We start from the raw sequence: 22844 nt of genomic DNA, 5'->3' as shown, positions 1-22844 counted from the left end.
TTACTAGCTAGCATGGAAAGGAGGCATGAGATGAAACGGGTTAACCTCTATGTGCATTATGACTCGGTTACCAACTATATGATGACCCGGGCCCTAAGTCTGACTAGTGACGACTTTAGTGCACAGAATTTACCTAATAACTTGATTTTGGCAGAAGCACCGGCTAATTTTGGTCGCTTTGATGTGCAGACCAACTTCAAGATTTTGCGGGGACGGTCAGAAGTCTTACGGTATATGGAGACAGTCCAAGCCCAGAAGCTGCGGATGTCTAACTGGATTGACTTCGAATCCATTGAACTCATGCATCAATTGACTCCTCAGGAAATTGCGGAATTACTTTACCTCTTCCACTCTTCCAATGTCCTACGCTCGGCTTTCTTCTATAAGTTGCAGAACAACTTTGTCTATCTCACTTTACCTAATGGGCTCAACAAGCTCTTCTATCGGCATATTCAAGACTTCTACCCGCGCTTTGCTCGGAATATGACCGAACGCATGACGGAGCTAGTCAATGAGAATAAGAATCTTTTCTTCTCTAAGCGCCAGACCGTATCTCTTTTGCCTGCGCACGTAGCTGAGGAATTGGCTCCCTTATTTGCTAATGGTATTAAAGTAGACTTTGTGCAAGCTCACTACCTAAATGGAAAATGGTTAGTTCCCCTATTTGTCATTGAAGATGAATTGACCTTGCTCTCCCAGAATCAGAATTTGGCTGAGCAGATTGGGGAGATTGTCTATGATACTAGTGCCAGCCATTGGCGCCTAGTATTGAATATCTAAAATTGATGGAGGAACTTTACATGAAAATCGTCTTACTCTATGGTGGGCAGAGTGCTGAACATGATATTTCCTTGATTTCAGCACATAATATTATGCAGTCCATCATGTACAATTACTATGAAGTACAACCAGTTTATATTACCAAGCAAGGAGACTGGCTCAAGGGGGCGCCTTTATCAGGTCCGCTTAGCCACTCTAATCAACTTGCCCTAAGCGCTGGTCCGCAAGCACGTTGGGCTGAGGGGCCAGAGGGTCAATCAGTCGGGACCTTAATTCAACCTGGCGACATTAAGGAAGCAGATACCATTGTCTTTCCTATCTTACATGGGCCTAACGGCGAAGATGGGACCATCCAAGGTTTCTTGGAAGTCTTGGGTATGCCTTATGTCGGGGCTGGCGTGACTGCTAGCGCCTGCGGTATGGACAAGGTTATTTCCAAACAACTTTTCCACCAAGCTGGCTTACCACAAGTGCCATACGTGGCCTTTGATTCTCGTGAATGGGCTCAGTCCCCTGAGGAATGGATGAATCGCTGCGAGGGCAACTTGCTCTATCCGCTCTTTGTAAAGCCTGCTAATATGGGCTCTAGCGTGGGGATTTCTAAAGCCACCACGACCGAAGAGCTGCGTGCAGCCGTAGAGAAAGCCCTGCAATTTGACCGCCGTATCGTGGTGGAACAAGGGATTTCTGCCCAAGAATGCGAAGTAGCAGTTCTAGGTAACGATGATGCGCACGCTAGTGTAGTCGGCCGCCTGGTCAAGACTGCTGATTTCTATGACTACGATGAAAAGTACGTCAACAACACAGTTGAAATGGAGATTCCGGCTCAATTGCCAGACGCCATTAGTGACAAGATTCAAGAATATGCCCTACGCGCCTACCGCGCATTGGATGGCAAGGGCTTGTCACGGGTTGACTTCTTTGTCACGGCTAGCCACGATATCTATATCAATGAAATTAACACCATGCCAGGCTTCACGCCTTACAGCATGTATCCATGTCTTTGGGAAGCAACCGGGCTTAATACCCGCGACTTGATTGAAGAGCTCTTGCAGTTAGCGCTTAAGAGCTTCGAAGACAAGCAAGCTTATAAACAAGTAAGTCGTTAAAGACAAAACCACATGGCAGATGCCGTGTGGTTTTCTTTGTCGCACAAAAACTTTATCAGAAAGGAAGTTAGCTGTGTCAGTCACTGCCAAACGCGTTTCCAACTACGAATTATTTTATGACTTGGTCTTTGTCATGGCCACTTCGTCTATGGTGGGCATGTTCCATCACGTTGGGGAGCACTCGCCTATTGGAGCTTTAGATATCATCCAATTTGTGGTGGTCAACATTAGTTTCTGGAGCCTATGGTTTACTCAAAATATCTATATGAATAAGTACAGTCGCAGGGACCGTAATGATATTTACTCCCTGATTCTGTCCATGTTAGTCATCGGTAATCTGGCCATCAACTTGCATGCTGAATGGCGCACGACTATCCTTAATTTTAATGGGCTGAGTCTCCCAACATATTTTGTATTTAATGGCTTATTAATCCTAGCTTATGCCATTATTTTGCTTCAGTACTGGCTGCATGGTCGCCGCTATAAGGTTTACACGCCAGATATGGCAATGCAAATGCGTCTGATAGTCTTCGTAATCGTCATTCTCTTATTGACTTTGCCGCTTATCGCAGTGCTTCCTGTTGAGATGGGAGTCTATGTTTATGGGCTAGCCTATCTCTTGATTGTAGGGGTGCCTCTATGGATTGAGCGCTATAACAATCATGATGCCATGAACTTTCCCCATTTGGTTGAGCGGATGCAGCTGATTACGATTCTGACCTTTGGGGAAGCTGTTATTAGTGTAATTCGAACTTTCCCTCTGAGTCAGAATGTCTGGCTAGCGCTTGTGACCTTTGCCTGTCTGGGGGCAGCCTTTATTAATTATGTCTCACAAACGGCCATTTCCTTGGAACATAACCAAAAGAATAGTCCAACCCTTTTAATTTCTGCTCATCTAGTACTCTTAATGGGACTCAATATGTTTACGGTTGGAATTGAGCTAACAACAAGTGATTTAGCCTATTTGACTAGCCCCTTCTTAGTCTTGCTAGGCCTGGTGATTTATCATCTTTGCCTACTCTTAACCGCTCGCTATAACAAAGAAGAGCTGCGTTTGACCCGGCGCTTGCTATTACAATATGTAGGGTTATTGGCTCTAGGCGTAGGCTTGGCTTGGTACTTCCGGGACAGCATTTGGATCTTCTTCTCTGTTATTGCCCTTATGGAGTATGCCATGATGCGTGTGGGTTATCTTCATAGACGAGACTGGATTCGTCAAAACCTCAAATTCTAATGAGAAAAGCGAAGTGCAGAAGCACTTCGCTTTTTCTTAGGCATTGAGGGCCTGAATAATGTCTGCGATTAAATCTTGCGGGTCTTCAATCCCTACGGATACCCGTAATAAGTCAGCTGTTAAACCATAAGACTCGCGGATGTCTTGCGGGATGTCAGCATGGGTTTGGGTGGTTGGGTAGGTGATGAAGCTCTCGACACCTCCCAGGCTTTCGGCGAAGGTAAAGACTTTGAGAGCGCGTAAGAAGCTGTCTACCTTGCTGGCATCTTGAATCTTAATGGACATCATGGCGCCGCGACCAGGGTAGAGGACTTCTTTGATTTGAGGGTGTTGGCTTAGGGCTTGGGCTAGGGCCTGAGCATTGGCTTCTTGCCGGTCTAGTCGCAGGGACAGGGTTTTAAGTGAGCGGATAAAGAGCCAACAGTCAAAAGGTGACAAGGTTGGGCCTGTTGTGTTGGACAACCAGACTAGTTGCTCGCCCAAGCTAGCATCCTTGGTCACCACCACACCAGCCAAGATGTCGTTATGGCCAGTCAGGTATTTGGTGCCTGAATGAATGACTAGGTCAGCCCCTAATTCTAGGGGACGTTGACGTAGGGGCGTCAAGAAGGTGTTGTCCACGATAAGGCGTGTTTGGTGGTGTTGACAGAGTTGGGCCACAGCCGCCAAATCAATTTCCTGCATTAGCGGGTTGGTAGGTGTCTCGACGAAGACAGCAGCTACTTGATCGCTAATTAAGGAGGTCAAGTCTTCAAAATCTTGGAAATAAGTAAATTGATAGAAGCCTTGCGCTTGGAGCTTATCGAAGTAGCGGAAGCTGCCCCCATATACGTCTCGTGTTACCAGGAATTGACTGCCAGCTGGGAAGAGGCCCAGGACTAGCTGGATGGCACTCATACCAGAAGAGGTCACCACTGCTTGGGCGCCACCTTCAAGGGCAGCCAGGCCTTCTTCTAAGACCGTACGAGTGGGGTTTTTGGTTCGGGTATAGTCAAAGCCTGTACTTTGGCCCAAACCTGGATGGGCGTAGGCGGTAGACAGGTGAATAGGCAGGGAGACTGCGCCAGTCTGTTGGTCTTGTCGGTTGCCCAGTTGGGCTAGTTGAGTGTCACGATGGGTCATCAGGGTCAACTCCTTTATGGATTAATAGGTCAAAGAAAAAGCCCGACGCACAGGAAAAGGCCTGCGCGCCGGGACGAATCTTCGTGGTACCACCCGATTTTGTGCTTGCCTCACAGCAAGCACCTTGGTAAGTCTAAGACTTGGCAGTAACGTTGCGAACGTCTCACTGGCTGAAAAACAGTGAAATTCTCAGAGGTCATCTTGGGTCAAGGTGGCCACCCCTTTGCAGCAACTAGGGCTCTCTATAGACCGTGGCTTGACTTACTCATCTCGTCATCGAAGTAGTATTTGCCTCAGTGTAACACGAAAGCAGAAGCCTGTCAACAGAGCCATTCTGTCCTAAGTCGACTAATATGGCTGTCATGGGCTTTAATCATATTATTACCTCTCGGTGGCAATTCTTGACCTTGAACCACTAGGGGCTATCCAGTATAATAGAGACTATATTGGTGACCAATTGGACTGAAAGGGAGGAACTATAATGGCGCAAAATAATACAAGAAAAACTTCAATCTGGCGTCAGCTAGGTTACATCGTGCTATGCCTCATAGTGGGCGCTGCAATCGGCCTTCTAATAGGACGCTTCTTTGGTCCATCACTTGCCAATCAGATGCGTCATGTGTCTATTACCTATTTGCTAGCGACCTTTATAGTGAGCACGGTCTTACATATTATTATTCATGAAGGAGGCCACTTGCTTGGTGGTCTGCTGACGGGTTATAAATTTGTTAGTTTCCGGGTCATGGATTTAAAATTGGAAAAATCTGAGTCAGGTGGCTTTAAGTTTCGTTGGCAACATGTGGCCGGAACAGGTGGCCAGTGTTTGATGCGCCCTCCACGCTATCAAAGTCAACATTTTCCCTTTAGGCTCTACTTAGCGGGTGGTTTTCTGGCCAATATTTTGACTAGTGTCTTGGCCTATTGGCTCTGGCCTAATATCTATGTCTTTGTCTTTGCTAGTCTAGGGATTTTAATGGGCCTGACCAATGCCATTCCCATGAGTTTTAATGATGGCAAAAACTTACTTTTATTGAGCAAAAGTGAATTAAACCGCCTGGTTCTCTTCATAATGTTAGAAGATAATTACTGGGCCAATCGTGGTAAGTCTTATGATGAGAAATATCGCTATCTACGGCGTGTTACTATTAATGAGACGAACTTCTTGACTGATGCTACGATTTTTTATGACTTAGAGCAACTAGTGGATCAGGGTCAGTTCGAAGAAGTCTATATCCTGTCTAAGAAAATCTACCAGGAACGGGAGGATATGGTGACGCCCTATCGTCAGGAAATCTTGCGTCTCTTACTTTTTGCGGCTAGCCTGCAACATCCGGAAGACCCCCTGATTACGACCTTACTGGAAGATCCACTCTTAGTGGCCATGCTGAAAACCAAGCGACCAGAAAATTCAACGGCCCAGGCCGCCTATCACTGGCGGGTCAAGGGGGATGTGGCGACGGCGCTGGAACATTTGGCCCAAGCTAAGAAACGACTACCTCGTGCTCATAATCTTAGAGCTCAGGAGCAGGAAGCTCGGATTATTGATTACCTGGAAGAGAAAATCCAGGCAGAACAAACCAGCAATAATTAAGAACCTCAAGAATCGGCTACTAAACCGATTCTTGAGGTTTTTGGTTAAGTCAGAATACAGGACTAAAAAAACGGACGTTTACATATAGTAGGCGCTTTTTGTTCGGAAAAGCTTTACTTTGAGCAGGATAATCGCTATATTTAGATTAAACAATTTGAAAGGAGTGACAGTATGAACTGGTTCATATTAATTGGTATTGTTATTATTGTCCTTGGTTTTTCGCTTAAGTTGGATACCATGGCGGTCTTAATTGTAGCAGCCCTATCCACAGCCTTGGTGGCTGGTATTAACTGGCAAGAGGCGCTAATTCTCTTGGGGGAGAACTTCGTCAAGAACCGTTTGGTCACCATCTTCTTGATTCCAATTCCTATGATTGCTATGGTAGAGCGCTTCGGCCTGCGTCAACAAGCCCAGCATCTGATTAGTAAGCTCAAGGGCTTGACGGCACCTATTTTGCTTTATACCTATGTCTTGATTCGTGAGGTGTCCCTAGCCTTCCATATCCCTCTGGGTGGACATGTTCAGTTCGTTCGCCCCTTGATTTATCCTATGACCGACGCCACTGTGCGAGAAAAATGCGGCGATGATTTAAGCGATGAGGAGGTTGACGCTATTAAGGGCAAATGTGCGGCCGTAGAAAATATCGCCAACTTCTACTCTCAAAATATCTTTGTCGGTTCTTCAGGGGTCTTGCTGATTATTTCTACTTTAACTGAAGCAGGTTATGAAGCGGCGGCAACAGATGTTGCCAACACAGCTCTGACTGTAGGGATTGCTAGCTTAATCGTGGTAGCACTCTATATGGCATACTGGCAGCAAAGTCTGAATAGAAGGGGGAGAAAATAATGGAAATCACTGCAGTACGTGATCTGATTTTAGAATTCGCTTATTACATTGCGGGGGTAATCTTCTTCCTGTCAGCCTTCTATGTTTATCGCTCAGATAGTAAGACTCGATTGGGGGCTACCATCTTCTGGAGTCTCTTAGGGGTTATTTTTGCCTTTGGGTCTTACTTGCCACCATTTATAGTAGGGGTTCTGTTAGTAGTCATGGCGATTTTAACTGTGACTAAGCAAGTGACTACTCCTAGTCTTCATACGGTGTCCGATGCTGTGAAGGAGGAACGTGCTAAGCGCTATGGCTTATGGATTTTCTTGCCTTCTCTGACCTTGGCCTTAGTTGCCGTCTTGTTAGTTTACAATGTTAAAGGTTTAGGGGGGCAAGCGCCTTTAGTAATTGGTGGCTTAATTTCCTTGGCGGTTGCTTTGATTATGTTACGTCCTAAGCCAAAAGAAGTCTATGATGGGACCACTCAGATGACGCTACAAATGGGGGTAACCATCATTCTGCCTCAATTACTTGCTGCTCTGGGAGTTATCTTTACCAAGGCACAAGTCGGGACCTTGATTTCGACAGCTGTAGCCTCAGTGGTGCCAGCTGAGAATCGTTTGTTAGGTGTAGTAGCCTATGTTTTAGGGATGGTAATTTTCACCATGATTATGGGGAATGCCTTCGCAGCCTTCACAGTAATTACGGCAGGTATTGGGATTCCGTTTGTTTTCGCTTTGGGAGCTAATCCGGTGGTAGCCGGCACCTTAGCTATGACAGCGGGCTATTGTGGGACCTTGATGACACCGATGGCAGCCAATTTTAACTCTATGCCTGCTTCTCTCTTAGAAATGAAAGACCCAAATGGCGTCATCAAGCAGCAAATTCCTGTTGCGCTTGTCATGATTGTCTTGCACATTGCCTTGATTTACTTTATGGCATATTAGAATAGGAGATGAACTTATGAAAATTTTAGTAACAGGTTTCGATCCTTTTGGCGGAGAAGCCATTAACCCCGCCTGGGAAGCCGTTAGTCGCTTACCTAAGGAAATTGAGGGTGCTGAGATTGTGACGGTTCAGATTCCGACCGTTTTTGGTGATTCGGCTAAGCGTCTCTTTGAAGCGGTAGAACAGCAGCAGCCTGATGCGGTAGTCTGCGTCGGTCAAGCGGGTGGCCGCTTTGGTATTACGCCTGAACGGGTGGCCATTAACGTGGATGATGCACGGATTGCGGATAACAAGGGCCAACAACCTCTGGATACAGTCATTCAAGCTGACGGGGCGCCAGCCTACTTTACGACCTTGCCGGTTAAGGCCATGGTAGAGGCAGTCAAGAAAGCGGGCTTGCCAGCCAGCCTATCTAACACGGCTGGGACCTTTGTCTGCAACCATATCATGTACCAGAATCTCTATTATCTGGCTAAGCACCATCCCAATACTCAAGGGGGCTTCATTCATGTCCCTTATGTGACGGAACAAGTGGTCGACAAGCCTGGCCAGGCCTCTATGGCTTTAGCCGATATTGTTAAGGGCCTGACGGTCTGCTTAGAGACCCTTGTGGCCTACCAAGGCAAGACGGATGCTCGACTTGTGGGTGGCGAAACCCATTAATAACAATAAAAAATGAAGCCAACCCAGGGTTAGGCTTCATTTTTTTTGTCTGAACTTGTTTCAGTTTCCTTAATAATATAGATAGGACGCCGTTTGGTTTCCATAAAGATTTTACCGATATAGTTACCGATAATCCCTAAAGACAGGAGTTGGATACCTGAGAAGAAGAGGATGATGGAGACAATTGAAGGCCAACCAGCCACTCGGTCGCCGAAGAGAAGGGCTCGTACGATAATAACAACTAAGAAAAAGGCTGAAATTAGGCAGGTGATAGTCCCCATAATAGAGGCTAAGGTCAGAGGGGCATCGGAGAAGTTAATAATGCCATCAATCGAGTAGCGTAGCAATTGGAAGAAGTTCCAACTAGTTTGGCCAGCTACCCGGTCACGGTTTTCGAATTCTAAGTAGATTGTATCAAAGCCTACCCAGCTGAACAGACCCTTGGAGAAGCGGTTGTACTCGGATAACTCCAAGATAGCATCGACCATTTGGCGAGTCATTAGGCGATAGTCGCGGGCCCCGTCTACGATTTCGGTCTGGCTAATGCGATTGATAATTTTGTAGAAGAGACGGGCGAAAAAACTACGAATGGGTGGCTCACCCTTGCGGGTAGTCCGTCTAGTCCCGACGCAGTCTACCTCTTTGCTTTGGATAAGTTCAAACATCTGCGGAAGTAGCTCCGGTGGATCTTGTAGGTCAGCATCCATTAAAGTGATGTAGTCACCACGACAGGCTTTGAGTCCAGCAAAAATGGCGGCTTCTTTACCGAAATTACGAGAAAAGGAGAGGTATCTCACTCTGTCAGGATGCTCTTGATGTAAGTTACGTAGGACAGTTAGGGTCTCATCCTTTGAGCCATCGTTAACAAAAATATATTCTGTTTGGCAGCCAAGGCTTGTGATAACTTCTTCGGTCGCAGCAAAGAAATATGGGATGGCATCTGCTTCGTTGTAGCAGGGCACAATAATAGATAACATGCTGATTCCTCCTATCCTATCTCGTGACTATTATAGCACAGAGGCCCTACTAATGCGAGGTTTGTGGCGAAAGCCAGCGCCTGGTCCTTGTGTCAAGTGATGACAAAATGCCTGAGGAGAAATTATGTTAGCTCAAATGAAATAGCTTACAAACAGTTCGAAATATGCTAAAATAAAGTTGGCATCCATTCGATGATGGATAGCGAATAGAATATCGCCCCACTAGGGGTGTTAGGGGAGTCTTACAGATGAAAGAACCAATCCTGGTCATCATGGCAGCCGGAATGGGCAGTCGTTATGGTGGCCTCAAACAGCTTGATTCAGTCGGACCAAGAGGGGAGGTTATGCTGGATTATTCGCTTTATGATGCGAAAGAAGCAGGCTTTAAGAAGGTTATTTTTATCATTAAACCCGACATGGCCGAACGTTTTAAGGCCCAAGTTGGTGACCGTGTAGCGCAATATATGACGGTAGAATATGCCTATCAGAAATTAGAAGATTTACCGGCGGGTTTTGCTGTGCCAACTAGCCGAACCAAGCCATGGGGAACTGCTCATGCGGTTTGGTGTGCGCGAGACTTGATTGATGCGCCTTTTGCAGTTATTAATGCCGATGATTTCTATGGCCGGCACGCCTTCCAATCGGTCTATGATTATTTGGTGAAAATGCAGACCTATCGTAATCCGCGTTATAGTATGGTGGGCTATCCTCTCAAGAAAACTATCTCGGCTAACGGAGCGGTTTCGCGTGGCCTTTGCCAGCTTAATGAGTCAGGCTACTTAGTTGAAATCGAAGAGCAGACTCAGATTGAAGCCTATCCAGAAGGGATTCACTATACGCAAGACGGCTTAAACTGGGTGGATGTAGATCCAGAAACCATTGTGTCCATGAACCTCTGGGGCTTTCCCGAAGGTTTCATCCAAGTTATTGAAGGCTATCTACCAGAGTTCTTGGAGAAGGGCCTTCGGACTAAGCCTGATAAATGTGAATACTACCTACCAAGTGTAGTTCGCAAACAAATTAAGTCTGACCAAGCCAGAGTCAAGATTTTAGAAACCCAATCCCAGTGGTTTGGGGTCACCTATCAAGAAGACAAACCTTTAGTGGTAGAAGCCATTGAAAGCTTGACCCAGTCAGGTGTTTACCCAAGCCCCTTGTGGCCAGAAGTTTAGGATAGTAGCAAAAGGAGTGAAGCATATGTCAACCGTTCTAGCGACCGATTCGCCGGCCTACTTGGCCTATCAAGCTTATGATTTACCAGGGAACTTGCTTGCCCTAGAGCCCTTAGGCAACGGCCTGATTAATAAAACCTACCGCATCCAACAAGGGAATCATCAAGGCTGGCAAGGGGAGTACGTCCTCCAAGAAATCAACCAGTCTATCTTCCCTGATGTTCCCGGTCTTATGCAGAATATCTTGGCCGTGACAGATTACATGAAAGAAATTATCAGTCGCCGCGGTGGCGACCCCGAGCGGGAAACCTTGACGGTTGTGCTTAATCGTGAGGGCCTACCCTATACGCGCTTGGAAGATGGAACCTATTGGCGCATCTATGAGTTTATTAAGGACAGCTTCAGCATTGAACAAGTCACCAATGAGGACGAGTTCTATCGGGCTGGCCAAGCCTTTGGGGCCTTCGCCGCTGATTTAGACGATTTTGATGCTAGCCAACTGACTGAGGTCATTCCCAAATTCCATGATACCCGTCATCGCTATGCTCAGTTTGAAGAAGCCGTCGCCCAAGATCGGGCTGGTCGCGTAGCAGAGGTTCAAGATTGGATTGATTTTGTACGAGCTCGCAAATCTGATTGCTACCTGCTCTATGACTTGTTAGATGCAGGCCAATTGCCTCTACGAGTGACCCACAATGATACCAAACTCAATAATATTCTCATGGATGCTAGCACTGGCCAGGCCCTCTGTATCGTAGACTTGGATACCATTATGCCAGGTCTGGTGCTCTTCGATTATGGGGATGCCATTCGCTTTGGGGCCAACCATAATGCGGAAGACGAGGCAGATTTGAGCAAGGTCCAATTTGATGCCCATTTATTTGAAGTCTATACGCGCGGCTTTTTGAAGGGGATGGGGGATCGCCTCACCACCTTAGAAATCGAATTGCTACCTTGGGGAGCACGGGTCATTACCTTGGAGCAGGGGATTCGTTTCCTAACCGACTACCTCAATGGCGACGTCTATTATGGCACCAGCCGTCCAGGCCAGAATTTGGATCGGACAGCTACCCAGTTGACCTTAGTGGCTCAGATGGAAGCTCAATGGCCTGAACTCAAAGCCATTGTAGCGCGCGCGGCTCAAAGTCGCTAATAACAACTAAATTAGACTCGAAAATGCCGATTCTGTCGGCATTTTTTCTTGGCCTTGAATAAGTCAAAAAAGTTTTTATGGCTTTAAGTAGATTTTAAGTAAGCATCCTATACTTAAGCTATCAACTAAAACAAAAGAGTTGACGAAAGGATGATTAAGATGAAAAAACTACATAAAATTGCCGCACTCATTACTTCTGCTTTTATCTTAGCGCAAGCCAGTCTCATGACGCTGACGCTTAATACCCCACTTGTTCAAGTTCAGGCGGCACCACCTCAAGCACCTCCAGGCGGAGGATTTGGTGGATCTGGCACCGTTAATCAAGGGACGACTGCTACTGAGATTAGCGAGGACGGTACTGCGACCGATAGTCAGTATAGCTCTACTGGTGATGATGAAAATGCCCTCAGAGTAACCAATGCCAAAGTTACCTTAACAGGCATCAAAGTGGATAAAACAGCAGGAGCAAGCTCTAACACAGAAGATGGTGACTTCTACGGAATGAATGCCGGCTTACTAGCAACAGACGGCGCTAGCGTAACCATCAAAGACGCGACCGTTAATACCAGCGCTCAAAACGGTAATGGGATTTTCTCCTATGGCCAAGGCACGACAGTGAATGTAGCGGATACGACCATTATAACCACAGCCGATAACTCTGGAGGGATTCAGACGACAGGGGGCGCGACTATGAATGCGACCAACTTGACCGTCGAGACAGCCGGGAACTCAGCAGCAGCTGTCCGGTCAGACCGGGGTGGTGGTAGAGTAGTGGTTGATGGCGGGACCTATACTTCTAAAGGTTACAACTCACCAGCCATTTACTCAACGGCCAATATTACAGCTAAAAATGGGACCTTCACAGCTCAGAACTCTGAAGCCCTAGTAATCGAAGGTCAAAACTCTATTACCTTAGAGAATGCGACAGTTGAAGGCAATATGAGTGATACCAAAGGTAGCAGCTCTGATACCAATGTCCATAATGTCATGATTTACCAGTCTATGTCTGGGGATGCGGAAGTCGGTAAGGCCGCCTTCACCATGACGGATGGCAACTTGATTAGCAAGAATGGCGATTTAATCTATGTCACCAACACGCATGCTGACATTAACTTAACCAACGTGACTATCAAAAACCTGGATACAGAAGGCCGTCTCTTAGCTGTCTTAGGGAATGATGCTAGCCATGGTTGGGGGACTGCCGGGGCCAATGGCGCTAACGTCACTATGACAACCCATAATCAAACCTTGGAAGGCGCAATTGAGGTCGATACCATCTCTACCTTGAATTTAACCTTAGGCAAAGGTACCAACTTTACCGGCACCATCAAAATCGTCGATAACGCAGATGGTGGTAGGTCGGTTGCGGATAATGCAGTGGTCACAGTAGAAGAAGGGGCGACTTGGAACTTAACTGGGGATGTCACCTTGACTAGCTTAACCAACAAAGGCACTATCAACTTCAATGGACACACCATCACCTTAGCAGACGGGACTGTCCTTAAATAAGCACAAAAAGCAGCCCTCCCACTTAGGGGAGGGCTCTTGCTGTGTTTGGAGGTCTTATTTTTAAGCTTGGTCATCAAGCGTGGTTAAATCATAAGGTGTTTGTTGATAAACCAAGTTCAGCCAATTATGGAAGAAAAGATAAGCGCTAGATCGCCAACGATGTTGGGGTGGTAAATCTGCTTGATCTTGAGGATAGTAGTTCAGAGGCAGGCAGACTTGAGGATTAGAACCTAAATCCCGACGATATTCCTGATCTAAAGTCAAGGCATCGTATTCCATGTGACCCGTGACAAAAATTTGTCGATTATCCTTAGAAGCGGCCAATAGGGTCCCCGTTTCAGGCGCGGTAGCCAACACATCCAGCTCTGGGTGCTGGGCCAGTTTAGCTTCATCGATACCCGTGTGGCGCGATTGTGGCGCTAAGAAAGTGTCGTCTAGACCACGCGTTAGAGGATGGTGGCGCTGGGTCAGGGCATGACTAAAAATACCAAAAAGCTTAATAGGTAGGGTATGCTTAGCTATGCCATAGTCGTTATAGAGTCGCGCTTGCGCCCCCCAGCAGATATGGAGGCAAGAGAAGACATGGCTTTTAGACCAGTCGAAGATGCTTTGGAGTTCTGACCAGTAGGTGACGTCTTCGAAGTCGAGGTGCTCTACTGGAGCTCCCGTCACGATTAAGCCATCATAATAGCGGTCTTGGATTTGATTAAATTGATAGTAGAATTTCTCCAAGTGCGAGGCATTGGTGTGACTGGATTTACGGCTCGACATTTGGAGGAAGTCGACTTCAATTTGTAGAGGTTGGCTACCTAGAAGGCGTAGAAATTGAAGTTCAGTTTCTTCTTTTTTGGGCATGAGATTGAGGAGCAAAATTTTAAGCGGGCGAATATCCTGGCGCTGTGCGGTCTGCTCTTCCATGACCTGGATACCTTCATGAAGTAATTCTTGTTTGGCGGGTAGGCCATCAGCAATACGAATAGGCAAAGGGCAACCTCCTTACGTGATCACTCCTATCAAGTAAAGGAGCTTTTCTCTTATTGTAAGGGCTAAAGCGGGCTAGGGTCAATCATCTGGCTATACTGATTTTATAGGAGTATCTATAGTTTTTAACTATGAATAGGCAGGATAAATAAAAAATATAGGGTATAAATAGCTATTTATCTTATAAAAGGCGAAAGAAAACATATAAAATAGGAGCTATTATTAAGTTGTGAATAAAAATAAGAATACATTTAGAGAATATTCTAAGAAAGTTCAGGTTATTCCGAATATTTAGCGAAACGAATCTCTATTTATTTAGGAAAAGATTATGAAAATCAATGTATTGACCGAATGTCATTGACGTGATATAATTATTTCGAATTCGAGATAACTAAGTGCTTTAAGCGACTGCTTTTAGAACAGAGGGGAAGTAGTTCTTTTACTATGAGTCATTTCGAATTTAGGATGATCGTGACAACGGGTGATATCAATTACTTCAATCACTTGTTTGGTAGAAACCTAAATCTTTAGCTACTTATGGTTCTTTTTCTCGCCCGAGGGCGAGATCGGCTAACAGAAACTAACTTTGTCAAGCAACTGCGGCGCGTTGTAAATGGTGACAAAATATGTGAGTAGGCGAGAGAGGCGGGACAAGTGATAGCCACTATTTGCTAGTTGCAATGAATAGTGAACTCATTATTCGGATGGAGTGGAGACTTTCTCCCGTTGATCACATTATCTGAGGTTGCCTTTTGAAGAGGCGGAAGATACCTCGCCTTGGCACCTATCATAGACCACTAAGATTGAGGGATCTTGGTCAGATAGTCAAGGTACCACAGCTAGCAACAGGCTAGCGCAACCTTTTTAATTATTGGTTACTATTGATGATAGATGGCTCAGTTAGTACTTTTCCCTTTAGGGGAAGGTAAAAGTACAGTTGGGTGGAGCATCTTCAGTCAAATAGGAAGTTTAGGGGCTTACCGAATACTTTTCTATTTTGACGCGTCTATCATTATGAGAAAAGCGTGTTGACTTGGGGAAGTCAACACGCTTATTCTTTATTATTGAGTTTTAAGGAAATGGATATACTTGTTCCCCCAGGCCCCCAATTGTTGAAGCACTAAACGAAATTCCATGCCGATAGCGGATAGTTGATATTCTACCTTAGGTGGAATCTGAGGATAGGCCTTGCGGATAATGATGCCATCTTCTTCCAACTGACGTAATTGTTTAGTGAGGGTAGCTTGAGTGATTCCAGATAATTCACGGTGGAGAACATTAAAGCGTTTAGGACCTTGCTCAAGGGCGTGGAGGATGAGAATACTCCATTTGCCAGAGAGAACTTTTTGGGTAACAACAAAGGGGCAAGTAGGGAGTTTGTCACTGCTGAAGCGTGCCATATCTATTAAGTCCTTTACATAATTATTTTTGATACTTAATACAGTGTATAAAGTTATATTTAAAAGGTCAAGTATAAATATTTCTCTTGTTTAAAAAAACAAGACTTGTTATAATGAGACCTTAAGAAAAAATGAGGAGGTTGGCCTATGCATCAAGAATTAGCTTTGAAAGTGGTTGTGGGACTTATGCGGACCAGTGGCCAACTGACACAATTTTTAAAGAATGACGTCAGTAGTTACGGGCTTAATTCGACAGAGTTTGGTGTTTTAGAATTGCTCTGGTCTAAAGGGGAGTACCCTGTACAGCAAATTGCTAAGAAGATTCTGATTTCTTCCTCATCGACAACTTATGTCATTAATCAGCTAGAAAAAAAGGGGCTTGTTCAACGGAGAATTGATGCTAAGGATAGAAGGGTAGCTTATATTAGCCTAAGTCCATCAGGTTTTGACTTGATGCGAGAGATTTTCCCTGTTCACGTAGCCAAACTTGATAAAGTATTTGGTAACTTAAGCGAAGAGGAGTTGCAAGGGCTTAGCAGCCTACTCAAGAAAATAAATTTCGATCAATCATAGGCGATTTCCATCCATTTTTAATAAAGTAGCGCTGTTCTGACAGAAGAACAGCGCTACTTTTATGTTTCAAGAAAGGACTGCTTTACTTAATCATACCCCGCCCAGAAAGAAGGGGCTCGTTGGAGCCTCTATGGGGAGTTGCGTCGTCTCAACGGGACAACCAACAAAGACAAGGTCTTAAATGATTTCAAGGCCCTCATCAACCGTGGGGAAAACTTGATGTCTCTCTTCCCAACATCCACCTTATATCCATCCATTCAAAAAGCAGTGAACGCGGCTAAGGCCTTGTTGCCTTTAGAAGTGATTCCTGCTAGAGAAATAGAATCACTTAGCCGACAAATGAAAGACTTATTTGCTTGGTTTTAAGCCAAGAGGTGGGAGACTTAGGTCTCTCGCCTTTTTCTGTCTAAAGGGGCAAGCTAGAGAATTTTTAGGGAAAAGATTTTTGGCGAAATGAGAGACATTTTATCCAGGCCTACTTGATATAGAGGCATCCTTTTTGTCTTATATAACTTTCTTGTTTGGTCACGATTTTGACTCGAGTTGTGGTTAACCACAACTCGGTGTAAAAAATTGCCGCAATAAGGTGATGGTTCTCTGGGGCGGAGGGTAGGCTGTTTATGAATCCGTTTGGCGCGCTTTAAGATAAGCCTATAGTTTGTTGCAAAAGGTCTATATTTTGTACAGTCAGGGTCATGCTATAATAAGGGTGAGGTGATGACGATGAAAGTAACATTTCCAGTAGATTTTTGGTGGGGCGGGGCAACCTCTGGTCCACAAAATGAAGGGCGATTCCATAAGCCCCATGTCAATGTATTCGATTATCATTATGATACCAAGCCGGAAGATTTCTTCCGCTATGTAGGGCCGGATGCGACATCCGATTTCTACCATTTATATGAGTCTGATATCGCCCTATTCAAGGACTTAGGGTTTAATAGTTTGCGGACCTCCATTCAATGGACCCGCTTGATTGATGATTTAGAGGAAGGTACCTTGAATCCAGAAGGGCTAGCTTACTACAACCGGGTCATTGATGCCCTCTTGGCTGCCGGCATTCGGCCAATTATCAACCTTCACCACTTTGATTTACCGATCGAACTCTATGAGCGTTACGGTGGTTGGGAGTCCAAGCATGTCGTAGAGCTTTTTGTGAAATTTGCGCGCCGGGCCTTTGAGTGTTTTGGTGATCGTGTGACCGATTGGATGACCTTCAATGAACCTATGGTAGTCGTAGAAGGCCAGTATCTCTATGGTTTCCACTATCCTATGTTAGTAGATGGCAAGAAGGCTGTGCAAGTGGCCTATAACCTACAATTAGCCTCTGCCAAGGCCATTCAAGCCTACCGCCAAATCAATCAAAATCCAGCAGGTCGGGTCACCATTGCCCTTAACCTGACACCGGCTTATCCTGCTAGCCAAGCTGAAGAAGATTTGGCAGCAGCACATTTTGCCAACTTATTTGTCAACCGCCTCTTCTTAGATGCTTCAGTTAAGGGACATTTTCCAGAGGAATTAGTGGCCATTCTGGCTAAAGACGGAGTATTGTGGGAATCGACGCCAGAAGAGCTAGCCATTATCCGCGACAATCGTGTGGATTATATCGGGGTTAACTACTACCACCCTCATCGGGTTAAGGCTCCCGAAATCTCGCCTAACAGCTTAACCGTTGATTGGATGCCACAACGCTACTTTAACGACTATCAAATGCCAGGCCGTCGTATGAATGTGGACAAGGGCTGGGAAATCTATCCTCAAGCTCTTTATGATATTGCTAAGAACCTTCAAGATAATTATGATAATATTCCTTGGTTTGTCTCTGAGAATGGGATTGGCGTTTCGCGTGAGGAGCGCTATCTGGATCAAACAGGCGTTATCCAGGATCAGTATCGGATTCAGTTCTTTAGCGAACATCTCTACTGGCTTAACCGGGCCATGCAAGAAGGGGCTAACTGCTTTGGCTACCATGTCTGGACACCAGTCGATGGTTGGTCCTGGCTCAATGCCTACAAGAATCGCTATGGCTTAATCTCTAACGATATTCATACCCAGACTCGGACCGTCAAGAAATCCGGCTGGTGGTTCAAAGATTTGACTGCTAATCATGGTTTTGAATGGGAGGAAATGACATGAGCGAGCAACTATTAGTTTGCGATGTCGGGGGGACGAGCGTTAAGTATGGGATTTTTGATGGGCAAGTATTGAGCCATCAAGGAAAGTTCCCAACACCAGCGACTTGGGAGGAATTCCAGTCCCAGCTTGCCAAACTCCGCCAAGAATTGGACTTGCCGATCAAAGGGATTGGCTTTTCCGTGCCGGGGACTGTTTTGCCAGATAAAGGCCTTATCGAAGGTATTAGTGCCGTCCCTTATATCCATCATCGGCCTTTTGTTCAAGAGATGACCCAGGCCTTTCAAGTGCCCGTTACCATTGAAAATGACGCCAACTGTGCGGCGGTAGCTGAAGTGCATTCAGGAGCTGCTCAGGGAGCCCAAGCCGCCGCCCTCCTAGTCTTAGGATCTGGCATTGGGGGCGCCCTGGTCTTAAATGGCCAGCTCTACCGGGGCCCAGGGGGCTTTGCCGGTGAATTTGGCTATGGCATGGTCGACTTTAGTCGCCGGGTCAGCCCAACCATGAGCCCGGTCAATGTGGCGCGGCGCTATAATGGGTCCAGCGACTTTAAGGCCCTTTTGGAACTGGCGGAACAAGGCTATCCAGAAGCTAAGGAAGCCGTCAATCAAATGGTAGATGACTTGGCTCTCTTGATTCATAATCTCTATGTCTTCATGGATTTGTCACTTATTTTGATTGGCGGCGCCCTGTCGGGTAATCAGGACTTCAGTCGGCTACTGGAAGAGCGGGTCAAGACCTTCTTAGATGCGTCTGAAGTCCCTCATCATCCTCAGGTGCGTTCTTGTGCCCATCAAGCAGATGCTAATTTGATTGGGGCAGGGGTAAGCTGGTTGGCAAGGTCTAAGTGAGTTTAAGTCATAATATTTTTGCGTTTAAGGCATGACTGAAGTCATGCCTATTTGCTTGGCCAAAAGCCTATTAAATATCTGCCTAAATTAGCTAGAGGATAGTGCCTTAAAAACTTCAATCTAGATGCTAGAGTCTCAGCATGGACTAGTATTTGCCTATGCTAGTTTAATATACAAAGTATGATTTAATACCTATAATTTTTAATAAATTACCTATGATTTGAGGATAGGAAGTCAGGGGCAATTGGCGTATAATACAAACTGTAAACGTTAACAGAAAAGAGGAGTGACAATGGAAGCAGCGAAAAAAGCTAAAAGCTCCAAAAAACGACGCAAATGGAAACAAAATATACCCTTGCTCATTATGACTTTACCGGGGCTGATTTGGCTTATTTTTTTCTACTATATTCCAGTATTAGGGAACGTGGTGGCCTTTAAGCAATTCCGTTTCTCCAAGGGGGGATTTGTTCAGTCCATCCTCGACAGTAAATGGGTAGGGTTCGCTAACTTTAACTACTTATTTTCAAGTTCTAAGGCCTATCTTATTACCCGGAACACTGTCTTATATAACCTAGCCTTTATTGTTATTGGCCTTATCTTCGCCGTTATGTTCGCGATTATTCTCAGCCAATTACGCAGTAAGCTCTTGGTTAAGACCATTCAAACCTCCATGCTCTTACCTTATTTCTTGTCATGGGTTATCATCAGTATCTTCGTCTTAACCTTCCTATCTACTGACCGCGGTCTTTTGAACCAAATGTTAGGGGATATGGGCATGAAGGCCGACACTAACTGGTATACAACACCTGATATGTGGCCACCATTCCTTGTCTTCATGGGGATTTGGAAAGGGATTGGTTATTCCTCCATTATCTACTTCGCGACCATCGTGGGGATTGACCGGACCTACTATGAAGCCGCTCAAATGGATGGCGCTAGCAAGTGGGACCAAATTCGTCACGTCGTGATTCCACATTTGGTGCCTATGATGATTATTCTGGTTATCTTGGGGATTGGGAACATCTTCCGGGCCGACTTCGGTCTCTTCTACCAAGTGCCACTTCAATCTGGCCCGCTTAAAAATGTGACGTCCGTCTTAGATACCTACATCTATGATGGTTTGAAAAACGCAGGGAACCTGGGGATGACCACCGCAGCTGGGCTTTATCAGTCCTTCGTTGGTTTCATCTTGTTGCTGTCAGCTAACTTGATTGTGCGCAAGATTGATCCAGATTCTGCTTTATTCTAGGAGGTGCCACCATGACTCAGACCAAGAAAAAACTGGGTAAGGTATCGGTGGATACCTTCGGCCCCAAAGCTAACTTCTTCTTCAGTCTTCTGATGACCTTGGTTGGTTTAACGGGTGTTTTTCCCTTCATCTTTGTTATCATCTTATCGCTAACCGATGAAAACTCCATTGTGCGGAACGGCTATCGCTTGATTCCGGATGCCTGGTCAACGGCAGGTTACGAGTATCTCTTTACGCAAAGTTCTACCATCGTCAATGCCTTTATGGTGACAGTCTTCGTGACCGTGGTCGGGACCTTGATTAACGTAACAGTTACTTCGACTTATGCCTATGCCTTATCACGACCTTACTTCATTTTCCGCCGATTCTTCCTCTTCATCATTTTGGTGACCATGTTGGTAGGGGCTGGGATGGTGCCAAGCTATATCGTGATGACTTCCTTACTTAAGTTAAGAAACTCCATCTGGGCCTTGATTTTGCCAATGGCCTTGAGCCCCTTCAACGTCATTATCATGCGGACCTTCTTCCGTAAGTCTATTCCCGAATCCATCATTGAATCCGCTAGGATTGACGGGGCAGGCGAATTTCGGATTTTCCGCCAAATCGTCCTACCACTGGCTATTCCAGGGATTGCAACCATCTCCCTCTTTGCGGCCATTGGTTTCTGGAACGACTGGTTTAGCGCTTTGCTTTACTTAGATGATCAAAACCTCTTCCCACTGCAATATGTCTTGATGCAAATCCAAGCTAATATTGACTATATCGTTAAAAATGCTGCCCAAGGTGCTTCGGCCGTATCGGGCGTCTCTATTCCGCGGGAAGCAACGCGTATGGCCATGGTGGTTATCTCCACCTTGCCAATCGCCTTAAGCTATCCTTTCTTCCAGAAATACTTTATTTCTGGTTTAACCATAGGTGGCGTCAAGGAATAGACGTGACCACTCCATTCTTACAGGTAATAACAATATAAAAATTTTAGGAGGAATCCACAATGAAAATGAAACGTCTTGTACGTAATATGGCTATGTCTGCTTTAGCAGCAGTATCGGTAGCTTCTGTCTTCACTCCAGCTGTTAAAGCTGAAGAGCCAACTACTATCACCATGTACCAAATCGGGACACCACCTGATAACTTGGATCAACTTTTGGCTAAAGTTAACGAAGCTTTCGTTCGTGACTTAAACCTTAAACTTGAAATCCGCTACCTAGGTTGGGGTGAGTACGATGACAAGATGAACGTGATGACCAACTCAGGTGAAAAATACGACATCGCGCGTGCCTCTGGCTACATCCAAAATGCTTCAAAAGGTGCTTATGCTGACTTGACTGACCTAATCAAAGAACACGCTCAAGACTCCTTCAAGTACTTAGATGAAGCTTACATCAAAGGGAACACAGTTGACGGCAAGATGTATGCTTTCCCAGTGAATGGGAACGTTTATGCACAAGAATTCTACACCTTCAACCCAACCTTCTTGAAGAAATATGACCTCAAATTAGACGGCATCAAAGAACTCAAAGACGTAGAACCTCTCTTACAAACCATTAAAGACAAAGAACCTGGCGTAGCACCTTTAGCTGCAGGTCGTGGTTGGCGTGTAGGGCATGACTTTGACTATGTCATTGGCGATGCTGTACCACTCGGGGTTTACCTCAAAGGCGATACTGCTAAAATCGTGAACCCTTATGAAGAAACAGATGCCTTCATTCCAGAAATCAAGGTAATGCACGAATTCTACAAGAAAGGCTTCGTACCTAAAGACGCTGCAACTTCTGACCAAGGGTACCCATTAGATGCTGATACTTGGTTCATGCGTCGTGAAACAGTAGGGCCACGTGACTACGGTAACTACTTACTCCGTGCCGTTTCTGGTAAAGACTTAGAAATTGTGCCTCACGGCGACACCATCATCAAGACTAACGCTCAAGCACGTATGTCTAACTTCGTTATCGCTCAAAACTCTGATCACGTTGAAGAGTCAGTTAAATTGCTTAACTACATCAACTCTAAACCAGAAATTATGAACACCTTGGTTTATGGTCTAGAAGGCGAGAACTGGGAAAAAGTTGGCGAAGACAAGATCAAACTCTTGCCTAAGTACAACGAAGGTGCTACTCACATGTCTGCATGGAACACAGGGAACGCTGCCTTGCTTTACAAAGATGAACGCATCACACCAGAACAATTGGCTGCTTCTGAAAAGGGCTTGAAAGAAGCAACAGAGTCTCCACTCTTAGGTTTCAACTTCAACCAAGAACCTGTAGCGGACGAAATTGCGAACGTCAACAACGTCGTTAACGAATATGTTGCAGGTCTCCACACTGGTACAGTTGACCCTGAAAAAGTCTTACCTGAATTCAACAAAGCTTTGAAAGACGCAGGTATTGATAAGATCAAGGAAGAAATGCAACGTCAATACGACGAATTCTTGAAAAACAAAAACTAATGCCTAATGAATGAGGCGAGGCTGGGACTCAGTTCCAGCCTCTTGTTGTTAAAGGAATCTTCGATTCTTGCAACCGGAGCAGCCCGCTTAGGTTGGCTTAGTCAGCATGCTCCGTCAGTCCAGGGATT

General features: G+C 45.5%; 21 protein-coding genes. 17 read left to right on the top strand and 4 right to left on the bottom strand.

The window, feature by feature from the left end; all coding sequences use genetic code 11:
• Positions 1-30 precede the first annotated feature (30 nt).
• From Q0339_RS05945 to Q0339_RS05935, 3 genes are all read left to right on the top strand, one after another.
• A complete protein-coding gene (locus tag Q0339_RS05945; RefSeq protein WP_070756218.1) occupies positions 31-780 on the top strand; it encodes a hypothetical protein in 750 nt (249 codons plus the stop codon).
• Between the two features lie 20 nt (positions 781-800).
• Entirely contained in the window at positions 801-1889 is a 1089-nt protein-coding gene (locus Q0339_RS05940) for a D-alanine--D-alanine ligase (protein ID WP_070756219.1), read from the top strand.
• Between the two features lie 73 nt (positions 1890-1962).
• Entirely contained in the window at positions 1963-3123 is a 1161-nt protein-coding gene (locus tag Q0339_RS05935; RefSeq protein ID WP_298077902.1) for a low temperature requirement protein A, read from the top strand.
• Between the two features lie 36 nt (positions 3124-3159).
• Here Q0339_RS05935 and Q0339_RS05930 read toward each other — a convergent pair whose 3' ends face one another.
• Complete coding sequence (locus tag Q0339_RS05930) at positions 3160-4245, bottom strand: aminotransferase class I/II-fold pyridoxal phosphate-dependent enzyme (protein ID WP_298077901.1); 1086 nt, start codon at positions 4243-4245, stop codon at positions 3160-3162.
• 481 nt (positions 4246-4726) lie between these two features.
• On the opposite strand from Q0339_RS05930, the gene Q0339_RS05925 reads away from it, so the two are divergent.
• From Q0339_RS05925 to pcp, 4 genes are all read left to right on the top strand, one after another.
• Positions 4727-5836, top strand: a complete 1110-nt coding sequence (locus tag Q0339_RS05925; RefSeq protein WP_298077900.1) for a hypothetical protein — start codon at positions 4727-4729, stop codon at positions 5834-5836.
• 171 nt (positions 5837-6007) lie between these two features.
• Positions 6008-6682, top strand: a complete 675-nt coding sequence (locus Q0339_RS05920) for a DUF969 family protein (RefSeq protein WP_298077899.1) — start codon at positions 6008-6010, stop codon at positions 6680-6682.
• A gap of 5 nt (positions 6683-6687) precedes the next feature.
• Entirely contained in the window at positions 6688-7611 is a 924-nt protein-coding gene (locus tag Q0339_RS05915; protein WP_143227688.1) for a DUF979 domain-containing protein, read from the top strand.
• 16 nt (positions 7612-7627) lie between these two features.
• Positions 7628-8275, top strand: a complete 648-nt coding sequence (gene pcp / locus Q0339_RS05910; protein WP_298077898.1) for a pyroglutamyl-peptidase I — start codon at positions 7628-7630, stop codon at positions 8273-8275.
• Between the two features lie 29 nt (positions 8276-8304).
• Here pcp and Q0339_RS05905 read toward each other — a convergent pair whose 3' ends face one another.
• Complete coding sequence (locus Q0339_RS05905) at positions 8305-9252, bottom strand: glycosyltransferase family 2 protein (protein ID WP_298077897.1); 948 nt, start codon at positions 9250-9252, stop codon at positions 8305-8307.
• Positions 9253-9500: 248 nt separating this feature from the next.
• Here Q0339_RS05905 and Q0339_RS05900 point away from each other — a divergent pair, with 248 nt between their 5' ends.
• From Q0339_RS05900 to Q0339_RS05890, 3 genes are all read left to right on the top strand, one after another.
• A complete protein-coding gene (locus tag Q0339_RS05900; RefSeq protein ID WP_298077896.1) occupies positions 9501-10424 on the top strand; it encodes a sugar phosphate nucleotidyltransferase in 924 nt (307 codons plus the stop codon).
• Positions 10425-10449: 25 nt separating this feature from the next.
• Positions 10450-11577, top strand: coding sequence for an aminoglycoside phosphotransferase family protein (locus Q0339_RS05895; protein ID WP_298077895.1), 1128 nt, complete (start codon positions 10450-10452; stop codon positions 11575-11577).
• A 159-nt stretch (positions 11578-11736) separates the two neighbouring features.
• Positions 11737-13086, top strand: coding sequence for a hypothetical protein (locus Q0339_RS05890; RefSeq protein ID WP_298077894.1), 1350 nt, complete (start codon positions 11737-11739; stop codon positions 13084-13086).
• A gap of 60 nt (positions 13087-13146) precedes the next feature.
• Here the strand turns inward: Q0339_RS05890 and metA are convergent, their stop codons facing one another.
• Entirely contained in the window at positions 13147-14070 is a 924-nt protein-coding gene (gene metA / locus Q0339_RS05885) for a homoserine O-succinyltransferase (RefSeq protein WP_298077893.1), read from the bottom strand.
• A 1058-nt stretch (positions 14071-15128) separates the two neighbouring features.
• Positions 15129-15467 (bottom strand): helix-turn-helix domain-containing protein, encoded by a 339-nt coding sequence (locus tag Q0339_RS05880; protein WP_070756231.1) that lies wholly within the window; start codon positions 15465-15467, stop codon positions 15129-15131.
• A gap of 147 nt (positions 15468-15614) precedes the next feature.
• On the opposite strand from Q0339_RS05880, the gene Q0339_RS05875 reads away from it, so the two are divergent.
• From Q0339_RS05875 to Q0339_RS05845, 7 genes are all read left to right on the top strand, one after another.
• Entirely contained in the window at positions 15615-16040 is a 426-nt protein-coding gene (locus Q0339_RS05875) for a MarR family transcriptional regulator (RefSeq protein WP_298077892.1), read from the top strand.
• A gap of 138 nt (positions 16041-16178) precedes the next feature.
• Positions 16179-16406: a hypothetical protein gene (locus tag Q0339_RS05870; protein ID WP_298077891.1), complete on the top strand. Its 228-nt coding sequence runs from the start codon at positions 16179-16181 to the stop codon at positions 16404-16406.
• Positions 16407-16763: 357 nt separating this feature from the next.
• Complete coding sequence (locus Q0339_RS05865; RefSeq protein WP_298077890.1) at positions 16764-18173, top strand: glycoside hydrolase family 1 protein; 1410 nt, start codon at positions 16764-16766, stop codon at positions 18171-18173.
• Entirely contained in the window at positions 18170-19021 is an 852-nt protein-coding gene (locus Q0339_RS05860) for an ROK family protein (protein WP_298077889.1), read from the top strand. Before Q0339_RS05865 ends, Q0339_RS05860 begins: the two co-directional genes overlap by 4 nt.
• Before the next feature lie 364 nt (positions 19022-19385).
• On the top strand, positions 19386-20270 hold the full coding sequence (locus tag Q0339_RS05855; protein WP_298077887.1) for an ABC transporter permease subunit: 885 nt from the start codon (positions 19386-19388) through the stop codon (positions 20268-20270).
• Positions 20271-20281: 11 nt separating this feature from the next.
• On the top strand, positions 20282-21202 hold the full coding sequence (locus Q0339_RS05850; protein WP_023391290.1) for a carbohydrate ABC transporter permease: 921 nt from the start codon (positions 20282-20284) through the stop codon (positions 21200-21202).
• 59 nt (positions 21203-21261) lie between these two features.
• Complete coding sequence (locus tag Q0339_RS05845) at positions 21262-22716, top strand: ABC transporter substrate-binding protein (RefSeq protein WP_291454054.1); 1455 nt, start codon at positions 21262-21264, stop codon at positions 22714-22716.
• Positions 22717-22844: the final 128 nt, after the last annotated feature.

Source organism: uncultured Abiotrophia sp. (assembly GCF_938010525.1).
In the GTDB taxonomy this organism is placed as follows: Bacteria; Bacillota; Bacilli; order Lactobacillales; family Aerococcaceae; genus Abiotrophia.
This window is presented reverse-complemented; position numbering and strand designations above follow the sequence as displayed.